20 protein-coding genes and 3 tRNA genes are annotated in these 19,712 nt (G+C 68.7%); 5 read left to right on the plus strand and 18 right to left on the minus strand.

Annotation, left to right across the window (positions count from 1 at the left end; translation table 11 throughout):
- Positions 1–19: 19 nt before the first annotated feature.
- Positions 20–1,234 (minus strand): Acg family FMN-binding oxidoreductase, encoded by a 1,215-nt coding sequence (locus tag LXN01_RS09035; RefSeq protein WP_236864342.1) that lies wholly within the window; start codon positions 1,232–1,234, stop codon positions 20–22.
- Between the two features lie 76 nt (positions 1,235–1,310).
- On the opposite strand from LXN01_RS09035, the gene LXN01_RS09040 reads away from it, so the two are divergent.
- Entirely contained in the window at positions 1,311–1,898 is a 588-nt protein-coding gene (locus LXN01_RS09040; protein WP_236864343.1) for a TetR/AcrR family transcriptional regulator, read from the plus strand.
- Positions 1,899–1,991: 93 nt separating this feature from the next.
- Here LXN01_RS09040 and LXN01_RS09045 read toward each other — a convergent pair whose 3' ends face one another.
- From LXN01_RS09045 to LXN01_RS09065, 5 genes are all read right to left on the minus strand, one after another.
- Positions 1,992–2,573 carry a GNAT family N-acetyltransferase gene (locus tag LXN01_RS09045; protein WP_236864344.1) on the minus strand — a complete coding sequence of 194 codons (582 nt, stop codon included), beginning with the start codon at positions 2,571–2,573 and terminating at the stop codon, positions 1,992–1,994.
- 147 nt (positions 2,574–2,720) lie between these two features.
- Complete coding sequence (locus tag LXN01_RS09050; protein ID WP_236864345.1) at positions 2,721–3,131, minus strand: nuclear transport factor 2 family protein; 411 nt, start codon at positions 3,129–3,131, stop codon at positions 2,721–2,723.
- A 349-nt stretch (positions 3,132–3,480) separates the two neighbouring features.
- Positions 3,481–3,556 (minus strand) — tRNA-Phe (locus tag LXN01_RS09055).
- 101 nt (positions 3,557–3,657) lie between these two features.
- Positions 3,658–3,731: transfer RNA gene (locus LXN01_RS09060), tRNA-Asp, on the minus strand.
- Between the two features lie 46 nt (positions 3,732–3,777).
- Positions 3,778–3,850 (minus strand) — tRNA-Glu (locus LXN01_RS09065).
- 144 nt (positions 3,851–3,994) lie between these two features.
- Here LXN01_RS09065 and LXN01_RS09070 point away from each other — a divergent pair.
- Both LXN01_RS09070 and ybaK read left to right on the plus strand, forming a co-directional pair.
- Positions 3,995–4,345 (plus strand): metallopeptidase family protein, encoded by a 351-nt coding sequence (locus tag LXN01_RS09070; RefSeq protein WP_236864346.1) that lies wholly within the window; start codon positions 3,995–3,997, stop codon positions 4,343–4,345.
- Between the two features lie 175 nt (positions 4,346–4,520).
- The gene (ybaK, locus tag LXN01_RS09075) at positions 4,521–5,021 is read left to right on the plus strand and encodes a Cys-tRNA(Pro) deacylase (RefSeq protein ID WP_236864347.1); all 501 of its coding nucleotides are present in this window, start codon (positions 4,521–4,523) and stop codon (positions 5,019–5,021) included.
- A 9-nt stretch (positions 5,022–5,030) separates the two neighbouring features.
- Here the strand turns inward: ybaK and LXN01_RS09080 are convergent, their stop codons facing one another.
- A complete protein-coding gene (locus tag LXN01_RS09080) occupies positions 5,031–5,645 on the minus strand; it encodes a YigZ family protein (RefSeq protein ID WP_236864348.1) in 615 nt (204 codons plus the stop codon).
- 122 nt (positions 5,646–5,767) lie between these two features.
- Here LXN01_RS09080 and LXN01_RS09085 point away from each other — a divergent pair, with 122 nt between their 5' ends.
- Entirely contained in the window at positions 5,768–7,126 is a 1,359-nt protein-coding gene (locus LXN01_RS09085) for an aspartate aminotransferase family protein (protein WP_236864349.1), read from the plus strand.
- A 99-nt stretch (positions 7,127–7,225) separates the two neighbouring features.
- Here the strand turns inward: LXN01_RS09085 and LXN01_RS16355 are convergent, their stop codons facing one another.
- The 11 genes from LXN01_RS16355 to LXN01_RS09140 form a co-directional block, all read right to left on the minus strand.
- A complete protein-coding gene (locus LXN01_RS16355) occupies positions 7,226–8,107 on the minus strand; it encodes a universal stress protein (protein ID WP_236864350.1) in 882 nt (293 codons plus the stop codon).
- 80 nt (positions 8,108–8,187) lie between these two features.
- Positions 8,188–9,465 (minus strand): M20 family metallo-hydrolase, encoded by a 1,278-nt coding sequence (locus LXN01_RS09095; RefSeq protein ID WP_236864351.1) that lies wholly within the window; start codon positions 9,463–9,465, stop codon positions 8,188–8,190.
- A 9-nt stretch (positions 9,466–9,474) separates the two neighbouring features.
- A complete protein-coding gene (locus LXN01_RS09100) occupies positions 9,475–11,106 on the minus strand; it encodes an amidohydrolase (RefSeq protein ID WP_236864352.1) in 1,632 nt (543 codons plus the stop codon).
- 69 nt (positions 11,107–11,175) lie between these two features.
- The gene (locus LXN01_RS09105) at positions 11,176–12,897 is read right to left on the minus strand and encodes a thiamine pyrophosphate-dependent enzyme (RefSeq protein ID WP_236864353.1); all 1,722 of its coding nucleotides are present in this window, start codon (positions 12,895–12,897) and stop codon (positions 11,176–11,178) included.
- 48 nt (positions 12,898–12,945) lie between these two features.
- The gene (locus LXN01_RS09110; protein WP_236864354.1) at positions 12,946–13,455 is read right to left on the minus strand and encodes an HAD domain-containing protein; all 510 of its coding nucleotides are present in this window, start codon (positions 13,453–13,455) and stop codon (positions 12,946–12,948) included.
- Positions 13,456–13,458: 3 nt separating this feature from the next.
- On the minus strand, positions 13,459–13,860 hold the full coding sequence (locus LXN01_RS09115; protein WP_236864355.1) for a hypothetical protein: 402 nt from the start codon (positions 13,858–13,860) through the stop codon (positions 13,459–13,461).
- A 162-nt stretch (positions 13,861–14,022) separates the two neighbouring features.
- A complete protein-coding gene (locus LXN01_RS09120) occupies positions 14,023–15,327 on the minus strand; it encodes an MFS transporter (protein ID WP_425547657.1) in 1,305 nt (434 codons plus the stop codon).
- A gap of 189 nt (positions 15,328–15,516) precedes the next feature.
- Positions 15,517–16,275, minus strand: coding sequence for an amino acid ABC transporter ATP-binding protein (locus LXN01_RS09125; RefSeq protein WP_272902348.1), 759 nt, complete (start codon positions 16,273–16,275; stop codon positions 15,517–15,519).
- A 20-nt stretch (positions 16,276–16,295) separates the two neighbouring features.
- Positions 16,296–17,087, minus strand: coding sequence for an amino acid ABC transporter permease (locus LXN01_RS09130; RefSeq protein ID WP_236864612.1), 792 nt, complete (start codon positions 17,085–17,087; stop codon positions 16,296–16,298).
- A gap of 176 nt (positions 17,088–17,263) precedes the next feature.
- A complete protein-coding gene (locus LXN01_RS09135; protein WP_236864357.1) occupies positions 17,264–18,067 on the minus strand; it encodes a basic amino acid ABC transporter substrate-binding protein in 804 nt (267 codons plus the stop codon).
- A gap of 161 nt (positions 18,068–18,228) precedes the next feature.
- Positions 18,229–19,209 (minus strand): NAD(P)/FAD-dependent oxidoreductase, encoded by a 981-nt coding sequence (locus tag LXN01_RS09140; RefSeq protein ID WP_236864358.1) that lies wholly within the window; start codon positions 19,207–19,209, stop codon positions 18,229–18,231.
- Between the two features lie 26 nt (positions 19,210–19,235).
- On the opposite strand from LXN01_RS09140, the gene LXN01_RS09145 reads away from it, so the two are divergent.
- Positions 19,236–19,679: a DUF2071 domain-containing protein gene (locus tag LXN01_RS09145; RefSeq protein ID WP_336885260.1), complete on the plus strand. Its 444-nt coding sequence runs from the start codon at positions 19,236–19,238 to the stop codon at positions 19,677–19,679.
- Positions 19,680–19,712: the final 33 nt, after the last annotated feature.

Below are 19,712 nucleotides of genomic sequence, written 5' to 3' on the forward strand. Positions count from 1 at the left end.
GAGTCGAGGAGCGGGAGTGTCAGGTGGTGAGGACCCTGGGGACGGGTCGCCGCGGGCTGGGCGGTGCCTGCTGCGTGGGATGCCCGATCCGGAAGGTGAACAGGGCACGCCAGCCCGGATCACCGAGGAGTTCCTCCAGGGCGGCGCCGTACTCGGGCCTGAGGCCGAGCTGGGCCTCCCGGTCGGCGCGTTCGTGGAGCTGGTTCATCGGCTGGGCCGCGAGGCGGTTGACTGTCGTCCAGAGGTGTATGCGCTGCCAGATGCGCCCGACTCGGATCCGCTGGGCACGGTCCCGGTCGTCGCGGACCGCGAGGATGCCGAAGGCTCCGGCGGTGCCGGCCTGTTCATGCACGGAAGCGAGCCAGGCCCGGCCTGCCTCCTCGGGGCCGGGGTCTGGCAGCATTTTGGCGGCCAGGACAGCCGCAGCAGCGAGTCCCATGGTGTCGAGCGTCAGGCCGTCCCTGTGGTGCTCGATGCTCTGCTTGTCCTGGCGCAGCCACCGCGGGCCGTTGTCATAGGACTGTTCCGGGTCGGCGTTGATGTCTGCGGCGGCTCCGGCCAGCAACTCGTGGATCCTGTCCCGCTCGGCCCGCGAGGTGAACCAGTGGACCCGGACGTCTGGTTCGTCGTTCAGCGCTCCCAGCGTGGTCAGCGACGAGTTCGACACCGGCCGGGACGTGTCGAAGGGGTAGCGGTTCGTGTGCCGGTGCGGGATCGCCGAGTAGAGCTCTGTCTCCTCTGCCCGGCCGGGGGAGAGAGCGACGGTGGCGACATGACCGGGATCCGCGGGATCGGGGCCGAGCAGGAGCTTATGCTCGTAGCCGTTGGCGGGAGCGGCCAGCAGCAGGTTCTCCAGGGCGCAACCGAGCCCGATGTGCAGCTCACGCCCGAAGGGGTCGAGGGAGCCCAGGCTCCTGCTCGTGTCCTCGAACAGGTCCAGGCTTGTGTCCTGCACCCGGAACAGCCAGGGCTGGGCGTTGTGGGCGTTGGAGGCGAGGATGGCCGCCGACACCAGCGCTATGGGGACGTCCTGCCCCTCTGCCTGCCAGTCCGTCCAAGGCGCGAAGGCCTGGCCTCCGGCAGGATCGAAGACGCCGCGGGTATCGGCGCGCCTGGTGCTGCCCAGCGCGATCACGACCAGTGCCGCCCCGCTTCCCGTGAGCACGGTGCGTCGGCTGATCCGCGGTTCGTGGGCCGCCTCAGCCCTTGGTGCCGACCGGATGTTCACGCCCATGACAATGCTTCCTCGAGAACTGTGGTAGCACGACTGTGCTGGATTAAAACTAGCACAGCTGTGCTATAAAGAGAAGATGCCGAAAGTGGTGGATTCGATCGCCCGTCGCCGCGAACTGGCCCAGGCGGTCTGGCGGGTCGTCCGACGGGACGGACTGGAGCGTGCCTCAGTGCGCGAGGTCGCCCGCGAGGCCGGCGTGTCGACGGGCTCGCTGCGGCATTACTTCGGCAGCCAGTCCGAGCTGATGGTCTTCGCAATGCGCCTGGTCATCGAGCACATCGAGGAGCGCCTGGCCGCGTTGGAGGTCCCGGCCGACCGGCTGCCGGCGGCCCGGGCGGTCTTCGCCGAGCTGCTGCCGTTGGATGAGGAGCGGCAAGCGGAGAACGAGGTCTGGGTGGCCTTCACCGCCCGGTCCCTGGTGGAACCGGAGCTGCGTGAACTGAGCAATGAGGCCTATGGCCGGCTGCGCGCTGCGTGCAGGAAGTGGGTCGCGCCACTGCTCCCCGAGGCCGCAGCGGACACGGTCGAGATGGAGGCCGAGCGCCTCTTCGCGCTGCTGGACGGCCTCGCCGTCCACGGTGCCATGCACCCCGAACAGGCCACCGCCGACCATCTGCTGGCCGTCCTCGACCATCATCTCCACCAGGTCTCGGCCACGGGCTGAGGGGCGTCGCTGCTGAAGAAGTGCGAGCAGGCCGATGACGGAAGGTCATCGCGCAAGCAGGTGACTGTCCAAGCTCGATGCGTGGTGATTGCATCACGGCCTCCTGTCGTCGAGCAGGATCTCCGCGTACACGGAACGGTCGTCATCGTGACGGATGATTGCACCGGCCCGGCGCAGGGCGGCGATGGCGGGTGCGTTGGTCGCGGTCGTCCGCGCGGTGAGCCGTGAGGCGCCGATCGCTGCGGCCCGCTCTGCGATGAGCCGGAGCACCACGGCGCTCAGACCGCGTCCCCGCCAGGAGGCGGCGAGCCAGATCCCGCTCTCCAGCGCATCAGGGGTCTGCGGCGATGATCGGTGCAGACGGACAGCGCCGACGATCCGACCGCCGACGCGGATGGCCGCGGTCTCCTCCTCGCCGCCGGCGAACCCTGTCCGTCGCAGTCGGTGGAAGGCGCGCAGCCACTCCACGCGGTCGGGGGTCCAGCCCTCACCCAGAGGCGGCGTCACCTCATCCGGGGCAGCGTCGGTCGTCGCGACCGCCACGAGCTCGTCCAGGACTGCCTCGTCGACGACGACGAGCTCGACACCGGACACCTGGTCCATCAGCTGCTCGTTCCACCGGCCGGAGGCCTCCGCGAAGACAGCGGCGTGGTCATCCACGGCTCGCAGCGCCACTCGCTCTCGTCGACGTCCCGCTCCCGCGACGGCGCGGAACCGAGCATCTCCGGGGACCCGGCCAACGCAGCTAACCGCAGGTCACGGAATCGATTCCACAGCGCCGGTTTCACGATGGCTATCTGCTCGCCAGGTCCCGGCATGCTCTCACTCCGGCGCGGATCGGTCCCGGGGAGTCAGCTGCGTCAGTACGCAGCGCCAGCCCTCGGGTCCCTGGACCAGCAGATTCGTGGTCCATTCGTCCGCCTCGATCGGCTGGCCCTGGAACGAGCCGGTGTTGCAGCAGTGAGTGCGCACGACCGCGACCGGTCCATAGCGGTCGATTCCGAGGACCTCGTGGGTCATGCGGTCGTGACGCAGCTCCCCGGCGGCCACCACGTCGTGAAAGGCCTGCCGAGAGATCACCCCCGGCCGGTCGATGAGGATCCAGTTCTCGGCGGTGAACGCCGCGATCCGCTCAACCTCGTTGGTGACGATGGCCTCCGCCCAGCGGGGTATGAAACTCGCCAGCTCACCCTCTGCCTCGGCTGCCGGCTCCGCCGAATCAGTTGCTGCCATGATGCGCACTCCTTCGTGAATGACCCAGGGCCGTCGCGACGCGGGCAACACCCGGTGTGACTCCGGAGGTCATCACGGGTGAGTGGGGCGCAGACCGCCAGAGTGGCTTCTTTTATAACACGACTGTGCTACTTTGTCAGCACTCAACATATCTGTGTGTGAGCCTGCAGTTCCGCAACCGCGACCTCATCGCTACGGCAAGGGATCCGACCAGCGACGCGGCGCGGTGATGCAGCAACGGGTGTCGAGGCTGATCTGGAGGTGCGGGTTTCTGTGGGTGGCCGACTGCTGGAGACAGAAGAACCCCCGCTCTCCCATGTATTTACTGGGATTGCGGGGGTTCTTGTCCTGGTGGCTCCGACCGGCGTCGATCCGGTGACCTTTCGATTTTCAGTCGAACGCTCTACCAACTGAGCTACAGAGCCAAGTGTGCAGAATTCTACCGCACATTCGCGATGCCGCACCAAGAAGCACATGCCGCACCAAGAACAAAGGCCCTTCTGCAAGAGAAGAGCCAGTTGCTCCGCGACCCTGACGGGACTCGAACCCGCGACCTCCGCCGTGACAGGGCGGCGCGCTAACCAACTGCGCCACAGGGCCATATTCATTTGTGTTCGTGCCGAACGGAAGTTCCCATCCTAACACGTACCCCCAACGGGATTTGAACCCGTGTCGCCGCCGTGAAAGGGCGGTGTCCTAGGCCGCTAGACGATGGGGGCCCGATCGCCTGCCGTTCACACGGCGGTTGAACCTCCGTTAGCTTAGCCCAGAACGATTCGGGAATGCAAAGCAGGAACCGACCCGCGGGTGTGTGAAGTCCCTCACCCCGGTCTCCGAGCTTCCCGCCCTCCTAGACTTGCCGCATGGAGATGATCGATGACGCGCGGTTCGACGAACTCCTGGATGCGGCGATCAGGGACCTGCCTCCGGGAATCGAGGAGTTCATGGACAACGTTGCGCTCTTCGTGGACGACGAGGCGCCGCCGGAGGCCCCGGACATCCTTGGCTGCTACGACGGCATCCCACTCACCGAGCGGGACGGCTCCTGGGGCTTCGTTCCTCCGGACACGATCTCCCTGTTCAAGAACAACCTCATCGACTATGCCCGGGACGAGGAGCATCTGCAGGAGGAGATCCGGATCACCATCGTGCATGAGATCGCCCATCACTACGGGATCGACGATGAGCGGCTGCACGAGCTCGGATGGGGGTAGAGCAGCGATTCCGGCAAGGCGCAGTGTTGAAATGACCGAGTGTCGCACCACGATTGGCCCCTGTGAAGTGGGTACTTTAGAGTAGCCGGGACATTCCGACCGCTCTTCGTACCTCTCGGGCGCCAGTGGTCCGAATGTGGTTCATCTGCAAAGGCGACGGGCAGGAGGTCACAGCATGTCGATTGCAGCGCGCACGCATTCCTCTGCAACTCCAGCACTGCGAGTGCTGAATCTGGCTGGAATCGAGTACTCGATCCATGAGTTCGAGCACGACCCTGCCGTCCGGCGCTATGGCGCCCGGGCCGCCGAGGCGCTCGGAGCGGACACGGACCGAGTGCTCAAGACCCTGATGGTCTACGTCGACGAAGAGCCGGTCATCGCGCTGGTTCCCGTCTCCGGGCAGCTCGACCTCAAGGCACTGGCCGCCGCGACCGGCGGCAAGAAGGCGCGCCTGGCCGGCGTCGCGGAGACCGAGCGGCGCACCGGCTATGTCACCGGGGGAGTCAGTCCCTTCGGGCAGCGGCAGACTTCGCCGATCTTCCTCGATCGCAGCGTGCACGAGCACGGCACGGTCTTCGTGTCCGCCGGGCGCCGAGGCATGGAGATCGAGCTCCGTCCCGATGATCTGGTCATGCTCACGAACGCGCGGGTCGCGAAGATCGCCGCCCTCGACTGATCTGCTGATTCATCGGTAGTCCGGAGCTGCCACCGCGGGCTCGGCCGCTCCTGCTGACACGTCCGCGATCATGCTCAGGCATGCCTCCACCTCCGCCTCGGGAACTCCGAAGGTGTGGACCACCGCCGCCCCGTACTGACTGTCGAGCATCCGCCACCCCGACTGCTCCGCGGCTCGCTGTGCCTGCGCGGCCTGGGCATAGTCCAGTTCCACCGATACCGGCACGACGAGGTGCCGGTCGACCGTCCGCAGGCCGGCGACCGCCTCCGATGTGGCGTTGCCGTAGGCCCGCACCAGGCCTCCTGCGCCCAGCAGCGTGCCGCCGAAGTAGCGGGTGACGACGGCGACGACGTTCGTCAGGCGATGACCGGTGAGCACTTCGAGGATCGGGGCACCCGCAGTGCCGGCCGGTTCCCCGTCGTCGGAGAACCGCTGCGTGCGGGAGTCGGGCCCGAGCACGAACGCCGAGCAGTGATGGCGGGCCTTGGGGTGGGTCGACCGCTCCTCGTCGATGATCGCGCGGGCAGCCGCCTCGTCAGCGGCATGGGCAACCCGGGCGATGAAGCGCGAGCGCTTGATCTCCATCTCCGCGATGTTCTCCCCGACGGGCTCAGTGAAGGCCATGCCCGTCACTTTAGCGGCAGCACGGGCGGGTCGCCGGGGAGTGGACCGAGTGATCTACGATGATTGGAGAGGTGCCTGCCGGGGCCGGCAGCGGCACAGACCACAGCTTCGAAAGGCTCACAATGACGGACTTCAGCGACGAAGAACTCCAGGCCATCCGCACCGAATCCGAGCGGGCGTACGAGCTCGACCGGGCACATGTGTTCCACTCGTGGTCGGCGCAGGCGCAGCTGTCGCCGATGGTGATCTCCCGGGCTCAGGGCTCGTATGTCTTCGACGGCGAGGGCAAGAAGTACCTGGACTTCGCATCGCAGCTGGTCAACACCAATGTCGGTCACCAGCACCCGACGGTGGTCCAGGCGATCAAGGACCAGGCCGATCTGATCTGCACGATCAACCCCGCCCACGTCAACGCCGCCCGCTCCGAGGCCGCGCGGCTCATCTGCGAGCTGACGCCGGAGGGGCTCGACCACGTCTTCTTCACCAACGGCGGTGCCGACGCCAATGAGCATGCGATCCGGATGGCGCGCCTGCACACCGGCCGCCGCAAGGTGCTCTCGCGCTACCGCAGCTACCACGGCGGGACGCAGACCGCGGTCAACGTCACCGGCGACCCCCGCCGGTTCGCCAACGATCACGGCGACGCCGGGGTGGTCCACTTCTTCGGGCCGTTCCTGTACCGCAGCGAGTTCGACGCCACCACCGAGGCGGAGGAGACCGAGCGGGCACTGCGCCACCTCGAGCGGACGATCCAGCTCGAAGGACCCCAGACCATCGCGGCGATCATCCTCGAGTCGATCCCCGGCACCGCGGGCATCATGGTCCCCAGCGCGGAGTACATGCAGGGCGTGCGCCGGCTGTGCGACGAGTACGGTCTCGTCTTCATCGCCGACGAGGTGATGGCCGGCTTCGGCCGAGCGGGTCGCTGGTTCGCCTTCGAGCACTTCGACATCGTCCCGGACATCATCACCTTCGCCAAGGGCGTGAACTCCGGATACGTGCCGCTGGGCGGGGTCATCATGAACGACGCGATCTACTCGGACTTCACCGAGCGCGCCTACCCCGGCGGTCTGACCTACTCCGGGCACCCGCTCGCCTGCGCTGCTGCGGTGGCCACGATCAACGCGATGCGCGACGAGGGCATGATCGCCAACGCCGCCAAGCTCGGCGAGGAGATCGTCGGCCCACGGCTGGCCGAGTTCTCCGAGAAGTTCCCCAACGTCGGCGAGACCCGCGGTGTCGGCATGTTCTGGGCGCTCGAGCTGGTCCGCGACAAGGCGACACGGGAGCCGCTGGCGCCGTACGGCGGCGGATCGGCGGAGGTCAGCGAGATCGTCGGTAAGCTCAAGGCCGGGGGCGTGCTGCCCTTCAACAACTACCACCGGCTCCACATCGTGCCGCCGCTCAACGTGACGGCCGACGAGCTCAATGCCGGTCTGGATGTCTTCGAGCAGGTGCTGTCCGAGGCGAACTACAGCTGACGCTCGACAGCACGGAGGCCCGAGGTTCTGCCGAACCTCGGGCCTCCGCAATTCAGTGCCCGTCGCCGACGGGGCGGCTGCCGCCTCCGCCGCCCAGCGTCAGCCCTCCTCGACGATCTCCGGCTTCGGCTCGTCGGTGTCGATCGGGACGTGCACGTGGCGGATGATCGCGGCGTTGCCGGGAGCGTGGTGAACAACGGCGTGAGCGGTGGAGCCGAGGCGCCGCCGGCCGGTGCCCTGGTAGCCGAGCACGATGATGCGGGCGTCCTGCGCCGCTTCGAGCAGCGCCCGCGGCACCGTCCGGGACTCGATCAGACGGCTGGTCACCTCGATGTCCCCGCCGTGCTCGCGTGCCCGGGCAACGCCGGCGTCGAGGACCTGCTGGGCATCCTCCTCGGTCTGCGCGCTGCGCGCGCTGATCGCCCTGCGCACGTGGACGATCTCCAGCGGAGCGTTCCACGCCTGCGCCAGCCGCACACCGGTGTCCACGGCATCCAGGCCCGCCTCGGAGCCGTCCACGCCGACGAGCACGGGCTGAGCCGGCTTGTCTTCGGCGCGGATCACCACGACAGGACAGCCCGCGTGCGAGATCAGGTCGAGGCTGACGGAGCCGAGCAGCATGCCGAGGAAGCCGCCGAGCCCGCGGCTGCCGACCACCAGCAGGTCCGCGCTCTCCGACACGTGGCTGAGCACCGTCCGGCCCTGACCGGTGATCAGCGCGGTGTTGACCGCGACGCCGGGGGCCGCCACCTCGGCGAGCTCCGCGGCGCGGCGCAGCAGGTCCTTGGCGGCGTTGCGCAGTCCGCTGTCGGCCACGCCGTCGACGGGGCCCAGATTCTCCGTCAGCAGGGGCCAGATCCACGCATGGACGATGGTGAGCTCCTTGCCGCTCGCCTTCGCCAGCTGCGCCGCCCAGCGCACCGCGGTCGCCGATTCTGCCGAGTCGTCATGGCCGACGACGATCTGTCCTGAGAAGTCCACGCCTCGCTCCTTCTGATTGTGTGCCGACCGGCTTGCGTGCCGACTGTGTGTATGGCCTTGACGTTACCGCACGCCCCGGTTCAGAACCCGATGTCGATGCTGGGGTCCAGCTCGCCTTCGAGCAGCCGCTCGGCCACCCGGGTGAGCAGGTCGACACCGGCGCACAGGTCCTCGTCCCGGGTGAACTCGTGCTCGTTGTGGGAGATGCCGTCGACGCTGGGCACGAACAGCATGACCGAGGGCACGATGTCCTTGACGTTCGTCGAGTCGTGCCCGGCGATCGTGAGGATCCTGCGGTGGCTGAGCCCCAGCTCCTCGGCGACCTCCCGGGCCAGGTCCACGCCGCGCGGATCGTAGGGGAGCAGACCCCAGGAGTGGGCGGTGTCCTTCTCGATCCGGACGTCGGCCAGCCGCTCGATCTCCGCGATCCTCTCGGCCAGCATCGCATCGGCCTGCTCGACGAGCTCCGGCCTGGGCGAGCGCATGTCCAGGTGCAGGCGCGCCTCGCGAGCCACCACCACAGGCGAGTTCGGCAGCACCACCAGCTGCCCGACCGAGGTGTGCATGTCGGGGGCGAAGCGTTCGGCGATCTCCCGGGCGGTGACGACGAGGTGGGCCGCGCCGAGCAGCGCGTCGTGCCGGTCCGCGATCACGGTGGAGCCGGTGTGCGACTGGTCTCCGTGCACGATGAGGTGGTACTTCTGCGCCGCCCAGGTCGCCTCCACCAGGCCGATGGTGACCCCCTCCTCATCGAGGTGGCGGCCTTGCTCGATGTGGATCTCGGCATAGGCCGCCGCCTGCGGGCCTTCCCCGGTGCCCAGCGCACCGCCGGCCTCCAGTGCCTCGGCGACGCTGACGCCGGTGCGGTCGATGGTCTTGAGCGCGGTGTCGGCGTCCATCTTGCCGGTGTAGACGCTCGAGCCCATCATCGAGGGCTGGAACCGCGAGCCCTCCTCGTTGAACCAGTTGACGACGGCGATGTTGTACTTGGGCGTGTGGCCCGCCTCCTGGTGCCTGCGGACCAGCCGCCACGCCGCCTCGGCAGCGGCCAGCACACCGTAGGCGCCGTCGAACTTCCCGCCCAGCGGCTGGGAGTCCAGGTGCGAGCCCAGCAGCACGTAGGGCGCGCCCGGCGTCCAGGTCAGCAGCCCGAACTGGTTGCCCACCCGGTCGAGCTCGACCGTGAACCCGCGCTCGGTGAGCCAGTCGGCGAACCACTGGCGCTGGGCGACGTCGGCCGAGGTCATCGCCTCCCGGTCGACACCGCCGGCGGGGGTGGCGCCGAAAGTGGACATCGCCGTGAAGTCGGCGAGCACCTCGGCGTCGAGCTGGTCCTTGGTCAGTTCGCTGAATCTCATCGCTTCTCCTCAGAGCTTCGAGTGGGTGAACCGGCCGCCCATCATCGTGGCGCGCACCTCGATGTCGCGGATCACGGTCGGGTCGACCTCCATCGGCGAGGCGCCCAGCACCACGAGGTCGGCGAGCTTGCCGGTGCTCAGGGTCCCCTTGACATCTCCATGGCCCGAGGCGGCCGCGGCCACCTCGGTGTAGGCCCGGACGGCCTGCTCGGGTGTCATGCACTCGCTGGCCGGACCGCTGCGCCGGCCGCCGCGGGTCATCCGGTCGACGAAGGCCTGGATGCCGCGCAGCACATTGCCGTCGGCGCACGGCCGGTCGGAGCTGCCCGGAAGCATGACGCCCGCGTCGACGAACGACCGTCCGCGGTAGAGCATCGGCGCCCGCTCCGGCCCGATCGAGGCGAGCATGCCGTCGCCGATCGCGTCGAAGAACGCCGCCTGCGGGGTGACTGCGATGCCGTACTCGGCGAGTACGGGCAGGTGCTCGTCGCGGACCATCCCGGCGTGCTCGATCCGGTTGGGGATGCGGCGCCGGCCGTAGGTGTCGATCGCCTCCGTGATGTTCCTGATCGCCTCGTCGACTGCCAGGTCCCCGATCGCGTGGACGGCGAGCGACCAGCCGGACCGGTAGGCGTCCAGCGTCAGGCGGCGCAGGTGCTCCGGGTCGGACTGCAGGTAGCCGGCATGGTCCCGGCCCTCGTAGTTCTCGGTCAGGGCGGCGGTCTCGCCGGACATCGCGCCGTCCATGAAGATCTTCACCGGCCCGATGCTCAGGGTGTCGTCGCCGAACCCGGTGACCATCCCCAGGTCCAGGCCGATCCCGAAGCCGTCCGCCGAGTTGGCCGCCACGGGATGCAGGGCGTCGATCGCGGGCATGAGCTGGGCGCGGGCGCGCAGCTTCCCCTCGGCACGCGCCCGCAGATAGGCGGTGATCTCGATGGGGGAGTGGCCGATCCAGCCGGCGGCGATGCCGGCCTCGCCGAAGCTGGTGATGCCCTCCTTGGCGTAGTAGTCCGTCGCCAGGTCGAGCGCGCTGACGATCGTGTCGACCGAGTACGGGCGGATGAGGTCCTGCACGAGCGCCTGCGCGGTCTCCTCGACCAGACCGGTCGGGCGACCGGCCGCGTCGCGGACGATCTGCCCGCCCACCGGGTCCTCGAATCCCGGCTCGAACACGCCGGCGAGCTCGAGGGCCCTGGTGTTGACGATCGCGGAGTGGCCGGACACCTGCCGGACGAACAGCGGGCGGCCGTCGGTGATCCGGTCGAGCACCTCGATGTCGGGGTAGGCATCGCCGTAGTCGCGGTGCGAGTAGCCGGTGCCGTTGACCCATTCGCCCTCGGGTGTCTGGGCGACCGCCGCGGCCAGGCGGTCGTAGACCTCGGGCAGGCCGCCGGGCAGGTTCTCCACGTCGACGGAGGCCAGGGTCAGCCCGAACCAGGTGGTGTGGCAGTGGACGTCGTTGAAGCCGGGCAGCACCGCTGCGCCTTCGAGGTCGACCGTCTCCTTGGCCGAGGCGCCCTCGACCTCCTCGTCGAAGCCGACGAGCCGGCCCTGATGGACGCCGATGGTGCGAGCCTCGGGACGGGCGCCGTCCAGGGTCTGGGCGCGGGCGTTGGTGAGGAGCAGGTCGAGCTGCATCCGGACATCACTTCCTTGTCGTGCTGGTTCGTCGTGGCGGAGCCGTGCTGATCTCGCGGTGGCGGGAGCTCAGTCTGCCGGGGCCGGGCGGGTGAAGCGGACTTCGGGGTCGGTGAGCGCGTGGACGATCGCCGGTCCCGGGTGGGCCAGCGCCTCCGCGAAGGCGGCGGCGAAGTCCTCGGTGCGCTCCACCCGGACCCCGAAGGCGCCGAAGGATCGCGCCCACTGCGCGAAGTCCGGGTTGCCCAGCCGGGTGCCGGAGGGACGGCCCGGATAGTCGCGCTCCTGATGGCCGACGATCGTCCCGAACACCGAGTTGTCATTGATGACGATCGTGAGGTCGAGGCCGGCGGTGACGGCGGTCGAGAACTCCTGGCCATTCATCATGAAGTCGCCGTCCCCGGAGATCGAGAACACCTTCCGCTCCGGGTGGACGAAGCCGGCGGCGACCGCGGCCGGCACACCGAAACCCATCGAGCCGTTGCGCGGTCCGAGTGCCGACGGGAAACGGTGGACGGGCAGGTAGCGCAGCGCCCAGCCGGTGTGGTTGCCGGCGCCGTAGGTGATGATCGCGTCCTCGGGCAGCTGCTCGCGGATGGCGCCGAAGGCGGCGTCCATGTCGACGTAGGCGGGGTTCACCGACTCGTCGGGGGCGGGCGGGACGCGCCAGGCGGAGAACTCGGCCCGCGCCTCGGTCACCCAGCCGGGCAGCGCCTCGGCGATCGGTGCGAGGTTCGAGACGGCCCGCCCGAACTCCTTCGTCGTCGACACCACCAGCCTGTCGAGCGGCCCGTAGTGGCCGTGGCCGTTCGGGTCGCGGTTGATGAGGATCGTCTGCCGCGGGGCACAGCCGTTCTCGTACGAGTTGGTGAGCACATCCGTGCGGGCGCAGCCGAGGAAGATCTGGAGGTCGGCGGCGCCGAGGACTTCGCGGGTGATCGGCGCGCAGCCGAAGCCGAGGGCGCCGAGGAAGTTCTGAGCGTCGTGGTCGATACCGTCGTAGGCGCGGAAGTCGGCGACGATCCCCAGCCCGCGGCCGGCCGCCCAGGTCGCGACGGCACGGGAGGCCTCCTCGTCCCACATCTCCCCGCCGACGACCAGCAGCGGGCGCTCGGCCTGCGCGATCGCTGCGTCGATGTAGGCGAGGTCCTCCGGCGCGGGGCCGGGCTCGGCGACGGGCCGGGGGAGCACGGTGAGGCCCGCGGTCTCGACGAGCTGGGTCTCCTCGGGCAGACCGACGACGACGGGGCCGGGGCGCCCGGAGACGGCGGTGTGCAGCGCATCGGCGACCATCTCGGCGGCGGCGTGCGGATTGTCGAGGACGAGCACCTTCTTGGCTGTCGAGCCGAACCAGGCGCGCAGATCGAACTCCTGGAACGCCTCCCGTCCGCGGACCTCGGTGGGGATGAGGCCGACGAAGATCACCAGCGGCGTCGCGTCCTGGTAGGCGGTGTGCGCGGCGACCATGACGTTGGCGGCGCCGGGCCCGCGGGTGACCATCGCGATCCCGGGCCGGCCCGTCATCCGGCCCTCGGCCACCGCCATGTAGCCGGCGCCGCCCTCCTGCCGGCAGACGACGGTGCGGATCGGGGAGTCGTGCAGGCCGTCGAGGACATCCAGGTAGGACTCGCCGGGCACGCAGTAGATGCGTTCGATGCCCTCCGCCTCGAGCTGGCGGACGATGAGGTGGCCGGCCGAGCACGGCCCCCCAGCCGAGGCGCCCGCCGGGCCGGCATGCGAGGTGTTCAGGATCGGAGCGGCAGCGGAATCAGTGGCACTCGTCTGGTTCATACACCCACTGTAATCGCCCGCGCTCGGCGCGGCTCCTGACGCGGACGATCAGGACCGCGAGTGCAGGAAATCCGCGACGAGGCCGAGGTGCCCCGGAGTCAGGCACTCGCGGGCGATCGGGCTCAGCAGCAGCGAGTCCTCGGTCGGCAGCGATTCGGCCAGCTCCCGGCGCTCCTCCTCGGACTTGGGCAGATGGTCATCGATCCACACGATGCGCCGCGGGGGACTGTCGGAGGCGTGCTCGAGCACGGCACTGTGCTTGCGCTCGAAGATCGACGCTCCCGGCTGTCCGGACAGGTCGAGCCAGGGCACCTCGGGCAGGCCGATGGCTCGGAACAGGTAGGGCGCGTCGCCTTCCCAGGACGAGACCGTGGTGAGTCGGGGTGCGCCGGCGGCGAGCACCTCGGCGAGGGTCGAGATGACCGCCTCCGAGTAGGCGACGGGCACGAATCTGCCGTCGCCCACCCGGATGTCGCGTGCGGTGAAGTCGTTCGGGATCGGCGGCGTCGGCTCCGTGACGAGCACACCGTCGATGTCGAGGTAGAAGTGGGCGCTCACGGATCAGCGATCGGGATCCGAGTGCTGGGGAAGCTCATCTTCCATGTCGATGATGATGCGCTCGCCGTCGGCGGTGGTGAAGAGGCGGTCGCCGTGGGCGGCTGCGACTTCGCGTGCCGGAGGCAGATCCTCTTCGTATCCGCCGCGAAGGTCCTCGGCGCGCGGCGGCGGTCCGAGCACCGCTTCCGCGGCTGCGTTGAGCTTGTCCAGGACGGGATTGCCGCTGCTCTCCGTGTTCTCCTGCAGGTTCGTGGAGCTGTCGTCGCGGGTGCCCGGCGCCTCGCCGGACTTGGGGCTCTCCGGGGTGCGCGGGCTCTCGGAGCTCTCCGGTGCGTGGATCTCCCGGGTGCTGTCGGGATCCGAGTGCTCGGCTGCGGAATTGTCTGCGGGCTTGGCGTGTGCCATGACGATCCTCCTCACTTCTGCCCCAGTCTTCCAGGCTTCGTCCCCGGTCACAACGCCTGCCGCTCCCGTTTCGGCACCCGGGACGAGTCCGGCCCGGCTTCAGCGAGTGAAGCCGGGCCGGACCTCGGCAGGGGCCGTGCAGATGCGGCGCGGACCGATCCGTCAGTGCTTGAAGCCGGGCAGGTCCTGACTCATCCGCGGTGCGACGAAGCCGGCGAAGGCAGTGAAGACGGACACCACCACCAGGAGTGCCGCGGCCGGCCACCAGTGGTTGCCCGCAGCCGCGACCATCGCGGTGGTGAGCAGCGGGACGAAGCCGCTGAGCATTCCGGCGGTGTTCTGCGCGAAGGCCACGCCGGTGTAGCGGGTCTCCGCGGGGAACAGCCCGGTGAGCACGGTGCCGGAGGCGGCGTAGGGGAACGAAAGGGCGGCGACCGCGATGGTCATGCCGACGATGACCAGGACGGAGCTGCCGCTGTCGATGAGGAGGAACGCGGGGAAGGCCAGCAGGGCCGACACGATGCCGCCGTAGAGGATGACCTTGCTGGCACCGTAGCGCGCGCCCAGACGCCCGCCGATGACGAGCACCGGGATCTCGACGACGGCGGCGAACAGAGTGCCCAGGAGCATGGTCTCCGCCGATTCGCCCAGGACATTGACGCCGTACCAGACGACGAAGGTGGTGACCAGGTAGAAGCCGCCCACTCCGAGCAGTGCCGCTGCCATGCCGATGATGATCTGCTTCCAGCTCTGGCGCAGGGTGGTGGAGATCGGCGCCTTTTCGAGCTCATCGGCCTCCATGAGCTCCTGGAAGACCGGCGACTCGTCGAGCTTGCTCCGGATCCAGACGGCCAGCAGCAGCATCGGGATCGCTGCGAGGAACGGGATGCGCCAGCCGTAGGAGTCGAAGTTCTCCTGCGAGAAGAAGACCGTCGCCAGGAAGAAACCGCCGGAGGACAGGATGGTGCCGATGGGCGAGCCGATCTGCGGGATCGAGGCGTAGACGGCGCGGTGCTTGAGTGGGGCGTTCTCCACGACGATGGTCATCGCGCCGGCCCACTCGCCGCCGACGAACAGGCCCTGGACGATTCGCAGCAGCACGAGCAGGATGGGTGCGGCGATGCCGATCGCGGCGTAGGTCGGCAGCATGCCGATGAGGCCGGTCACGATGCCGATGCCGACGATGGTGACCATGAGGGTCTTGCGGCGGCCGATCTTGTCGCCCATCCGACCGAAGATCATGCCGCCGATCGGGCGGGCGACCAGGCCGACGCCGAAGGTCGCGAACGAGGCCATCGCTGCGGCTGCGGCGTTGTCGCTGGTGAAGTACTGGACGTTGAACACCAGCGCGGCCGCAGCGCTGAACAGGAAGAAGTCGTACCACTCCATGGCGGTTCCGACGAGAGCACCGATCGTGACCTTGCGAGCCTCCGCATCGGTCAGTCGGCGGGTGGTGTTCGCTTCGATTCCGGCGCTCGATCGATGCGGCGCAGGTGACTCAGATGGGTGGCTCACGGCTTCTCTCCCGGTGTGATGTGCTTCATTTCCCGCATTGTGTTCCGTCAGGTGTTGCTCGCGGTTCTTCGATGCTCCACGAAGCCTACACGCGGAACTGTTTCAGCCATATTTCATCCGCAGTTCACTCTGTGCAGCAGTTCAGCCGGTCGGGTTGAGCACGCGGTGGAGGAACTCACGGGTGCGCGCCTGCTCGGGGTCGCCGATCACCTCGGCCGCCGGGCCCTCTTCGACGACCACGCCGTCGGCCATGAACAGCACGCGGTCGGCGACGTCGCGGGCGAAGGCCATCTCGTGGGTCACCACGACCATGGTCATCCCCTCGTCGGCCAGCGAGCGCATGACCTTGAGCACGTCCCCGACGAGTTCCGGGTCGAGCGCCGAGGTGGGCTCGTCGAACAGCATCACGTCGGGGTTCATCGACAGGGCGCGGGCGATCGCGACCCGCTGCTGCTGACCGCCGGACAGCGACGAGGGCGCCGCGTCGATCTTCTCGCTCAGCCCCACCCGCTCCAGAGTGTGCTCGGCGACCCGGTTCGCCTCGGCCTTCGACCGCCGGAGCACGTGGCGCTGGGCGACGGTGAGGTTCTCCCGCACGCTGAGGTGGCTGAATAGGTTGAAGCTCTGGAACACCATGCCGATCCGCGTGCGGGCGGCGTCGATGTCGACGTCCGGGTCGGTCATCTCGTGCCCGTCGACGACGATGGTGCCCGAGGTGGGGGTCTCCAGCATGTTGATGCACCGGAGCAGGGTGGACTTCCCGGAACCGGACGGGCCGATCACGCAGACCACTTCGCCGCGGTAGATCTCGCCGTTGATGTCCGAGAGGACTTCGTTGTCGCCGAAGGACTTCGCCAGGTTGGTGACGCGGATGATGGGTTCGCCGGTGCGATTCTTCATGTTCGTCCAGTCGCTTTCGGTCAGGCGGGCCGGCCCACGGAGCCGAACTTCTTCTCCAGCAGGCGGGAGAGGTACGACAGCGGGATGGTGATGGCGAGGTAGCACAGCGCGATCACGATGAACGGCGTCAGGCTGGCGGTGTTGACGATCTCCGCTCGGGCCAGCGCGGCCAGCTCCCGGCCGGCCACGGACGACCCGAGGATGTAGGCCAGGGAGGAGTCCTTCGTCAGCAGGATCAGCTCGTTGGTCAGCGGCGGGAGGATGATGCGGAAGGCCTGCGGCAGCACGACGGTGACCATGGCACGGGAGGAGGACATGCCCAGGGAGCGGGCGGCCTCGACCTGGCCCTGGGGGACAGCCTGGATGCCTGCCCGGATGGTCTCCGCCATGTAGGCGCTCGCCACCAGCCCGAGCGCGACCATGATGACGACGAGTTTGTTGAGGCCCAGCCCGGGGAAGGCGACCGGCAGTCCGAAGCCCATGACCAGGAACACGACCAGGGCGGGCAGGCCGCGGAAGAACTCGATGTAGATGATCGCCAGCCAGCGGTACGGACCGACCGACGACAGCCGCATGAGCGCCAGCACGATCGCGAGCACCAGCCCGAGAGCGAATCCCAGCAGCGTGAAGAGGATCGTGTTCTTCAGTGCGACTGTGATGACCTCGGGGAACATCCCCGCAGCCACTTCCAGGTTGAGGAAGGTCTCCGCCAGAGTCGCCCAGTCGGCCTGGATCACCACGAAGGCCGCGACGACGATGAGGATCGCGTACTGGATCCAGCGGGAGATCTGCGACCGCTTGCGCTTGCTCATCGTCTTGCGGACGGACGGGGCATCCGGCCCGGCAGAAGCACCGGAGGAGCCGGGAGCAGCCGGAGCCGACGACGCAGGTGAGGAGGTGTTGTGTGACAAGGGAGTGCCTTCACTGTCGGAGCGAATCCGCCGATGCCCCGGGAGCAGTGCCCGGGGCATCGGCGTGCGCGGTGGAATCATTCAGGAGCGGTGCCGAACCACTTCTGGTAGATCTCGTCGTAGCGGCCGTCTTCCTTGGCGGCGCCGATGACCTCGTTGACCTTGTCGATGAGTGCGGTGTTGCCCTTCTTGGCGGCGATGCCGTATTCCTCGCCGGTGTCGATGTCGAACTTCACCTCGAAGTCCGGATTCTCCTTGGCGAAGTCGTAGAGGACGCCGTTGTCGTTGATCACCGAATCGACCTCGCCGTTCTGGAGCGCCTGCAGGGACAGCGGCAGGTCCTCATAGGTGATGACCTCGGCGTCCCCGAGGTTCTCCTCGGCGTACTGGAGCCCGGTGGTGCCGGTCTGGGCCGCGACGGTCTTGCCCGCGAGGCTCGCCTCGTCGGTGACATCCGAGTCGGCGCGGGCGAGGATCGCCTGGTTGGCGTCGAAGTAGCCCTCGCTGAACTCGATGACCCCTGCCCGTTCCGGGGTGATCGTCATTCCCGCCGCCGCGAGGTCGCATTCGTCGGTGTTGAAGGCCGCGCCGGTGGTGATGGTCTCGAACGGGGTGTTGACGATCTCCTGCTGGACCCCGAGATCCTCGGCGACCAGATCGACGAGGTCGACGTCGAAGCCGACGATCTCACCGTCGCGCTCGAACTGGAACGGCTGGTACGACAGGTGGGTGCAGACGGTGAGCTGGCCCTCGTTGATGAGGGAGATGCCGCCTTCGGCGGTTCCCTGTGCCTCCGACTCCCCGCCGCCCCCGCCGCAGGCGGACAGAGTCAGCATCGCCGCTGCCGGTACGGCCAGGACAGCCATCAGACGTCGTTTCACGGTGTCTCCTCTACGTGGTCCGGGCCGGGGTGCGGCCGGTTCTACCGAGACAAAGTACCCTGCAGGGTGATGCAGAACACACGGAATCGGCAGCGTGGCTGAAATTGTAGCCGTTTTGTTGTGAGGAGGATCTCATCCTGCCGGTCTCAGATCGGCGGGATTCAGCTGTTCCCGCCGGTGGCGAAGCGCCGGGTGGGCGGAGCCGGGTCCGGTGCGGGCGCGGCGGTCGAATGCCCCCGCAGGGAGGTGGCGCAGGCAACCCCCGCCGCAGTGCCCTTGCCGATCGCGATCGGCACCAGCTGCAGGCCGGGCGTCAGGTCGCCCGCGGCGTAGACCCCTTCCACGCTGCTGAGCTGGAAGCCGTTGACCTCCACGCGGCCTTCGTGATCGAGCTCGCAGCCCAGCTGGGCCGCGATGCTGCTGCTCGGATCGTGAGCGTAGGAGAAGAAGACGGCTGAGCCGGGAACGAGCGTGCCGTCGGCGAGGCGGACGCCCTGAAGCGCGCCGGGCTCGCCGATCAGCGCCTCGGCCACCCCGTCGACGACCTCCATCCCGTGCTCGTCGAGGGCAGTGCGCTGAACCGCGTCGACGGCGGGGTGGGAGCTGTCGGTGACGATCCGCACCCGCACGGCCCAGTCGAGGAGTTCCGCGGCGAAGGCCGGCACCCCATCCCCGGCGCCGAGCACGATGATCTCCTGACCGCGGATCGTGAAGCCGTCGCATGCCGGGCAATGGTGGACGTCCAGCGCGTAATGCTCGGTGATCCCGACGAGCTCCGGGATCCGGTCGCGCACCCCGGTCGCGAGCACGATGCGCTGCACCGTGATCTGCTCGCCGTCGATCTCGGCGCGGAAGGTGCCGTCCGGGGTGCGCTCGACGCCGGTGACCGTTCCGCTGACGAGGCGCACGTGAGGGTACTGCGCCAGGCCGGCCCGCGCCTCGGCGAGCAGTGTGTGCGGCGAGATCGGGTCGCTGCCCAGCAGGCCGTGCGCCGCTTCGGAGAAGCGATTCCGGTGCTCCCCGGCGTCGACGACCACGGTGGACCGCTGGTACCGGCCGAGCCAGGTCGCCGCGGATAGCCCGGCTGGGCCCCCGCCGATCACGAGGACATCCGCTGCAGAGTCGAGCTCAGGTCTCATCATGCTTCACAGTACACGCGAAGACCCGAGTGACGACAAGGAAGGTTGACGTATTCGGTCGCCGGATCAGGCCGGCCGGACTGCCGTCCGTGCCTGAGTGGTCGACTTTCCGGGAGCTCAACGTGCGAACCTACGTCCGCGGTCCCGGCGGGTACGACGGGGTGTGGTTCTTCACGCTCGACAGCCCGCGACGGCTCATGACCTGGGCCGGCACCTCGCTCGATATCCCGTACCGCAGGCGCGAAGGGGAGTGCGAGGAGCTGCCCGGCGGGGTGCGCTACCGGTTCGCCGGAACGCCGGGTAGTGCGGTTGCGTCCCTGCTGGGACGTCGCAGCGGCCCGGCGTCCCGCCGCGACGCCGGTGCGGGGGAGCAGGTGCTCGTCGTCCGCTCCGGGTGGTCGTCTGCTCCGCTTCCCGGTGCAGCACGAGCCCTGGCCGCTGCACTCCGCCCAGGCGAGCGGCAGCATGCTTGACCTCGTGCAGCCGGGCTCATGAGCGGCGTGGCA

Origin of the sequence: Brevibacterium daeguense (genome assembly GCF_021729135.1) — a bacterium.
Lineage (GTDB): Bacteria > Actinomycetota > Actinomycetes > Actinomycetales > Brevibacteriaceae > Brevibacterium > Brevibacterium daeguense.

Excerpts from the sequence above, each read along its gene's own strand:
- LXN01_RS09035 (WP_236864342.1), bottom strand. The coding sequence starts at position 1,234 with ATGGGCGTGAACATCCGGTCGGCACCAAGGGCTGAGGCGGCCCACGAA.
- LXN01_RS09040 (WP_236864343.1), top strand. The coding sequence starts at position 1,311 with ATGCCGAAAGTGGTGGATTCGATCGCCCGTCGCCGCGAACTGGCCCAG.
- LXN01_RS09050 (WP_236864345.1), bottom strand. The coding sequence starts at position 3,131 with ATGGCAGCAACTGATTCGGCGGAGCCGGCAGCCGAGGCAGAGGGTGAG.
- LXN01_RS09070 (WP_236864346.1), top strand. The coding sequence starts at position 3,995 with ATGGAGATGATCGATGACGCGCGGTTCGACGAACTCCTGGATGCGGCG.
- ybaK (WP_236864347.1), top strand. The coding sequence starts at position 4,521 with ATGTCGATTGCAGCGCGCACGCATTCCTCTGCAACTCCAGCACTGCGA.
- LXN01_RS09080 (WP_236864348.1), bottom strand. The coding sequence starts at position 5,645 with ATGGCCTTCACTGAGCCCGTCGGGGAGAACATCGCGGAGATGGAGATC.
- LXN01_RS09085 (WP_236864349.1), top strand. The coding sequence starts at position 5,768 with ATGACGGACTTCAGCGACGAAGAACTCCAGGCCATCCGCACCGAATCC.
- LXN01_RS09095 (WP_236864351.1), bottom strand. The coding sequence starts at position 9,465 with ATGAGATTCAGCGAACTGACCAAGGACCAGCTCGACGCCGAGGTGCTC.
- LXN01_RS09100 (WP_236864352.1), bottom strand. The coding sequence starts at position 11,106 with ATGCAGCTCGACCTGCTCCTCACCAACGCCCGCGCCCAGACCCTGGAC.
- LXN01_RS09105 (WP_236864353.1), bottom strand. The coding sequence starts at position 12,897 with ATGAACCAGACGAGTGCCACTGATTCCGCTGCCGCTCCGATCCTGAAC.
- LXN01_RS09115 (WP_236864355.1), bottom strand. The coding sequence starts at position 13,860 with ATGGCACACGCCAAGCCCGCAGACAATTCCGCAGCCGAGCACTCGGAT.
- LXN01_RS09125 (WP_272902348.1), bottom strand. The coding sequence starts at position 16,275 with ATGAAGAATCGCACCGGCGAACCCATCATCCGCGTCACCAACCTGGCG.
- LXN01_RS09130 (WP_236864612.1), bottom strand. The coding sequence starts at position 17,087 with ATGAGCAAGCGCAAGCGGTCGCAGATCTCCCGCTGGATCCAGTACGCG.
- LXN01_RS09140 (WP_236864358.1), bottom strand. The coding sequence starts at position 19,209 with ATGATGAGACCTGAGCTCGACTCTGCAGCGGATGTCCTCGTGATCGGC.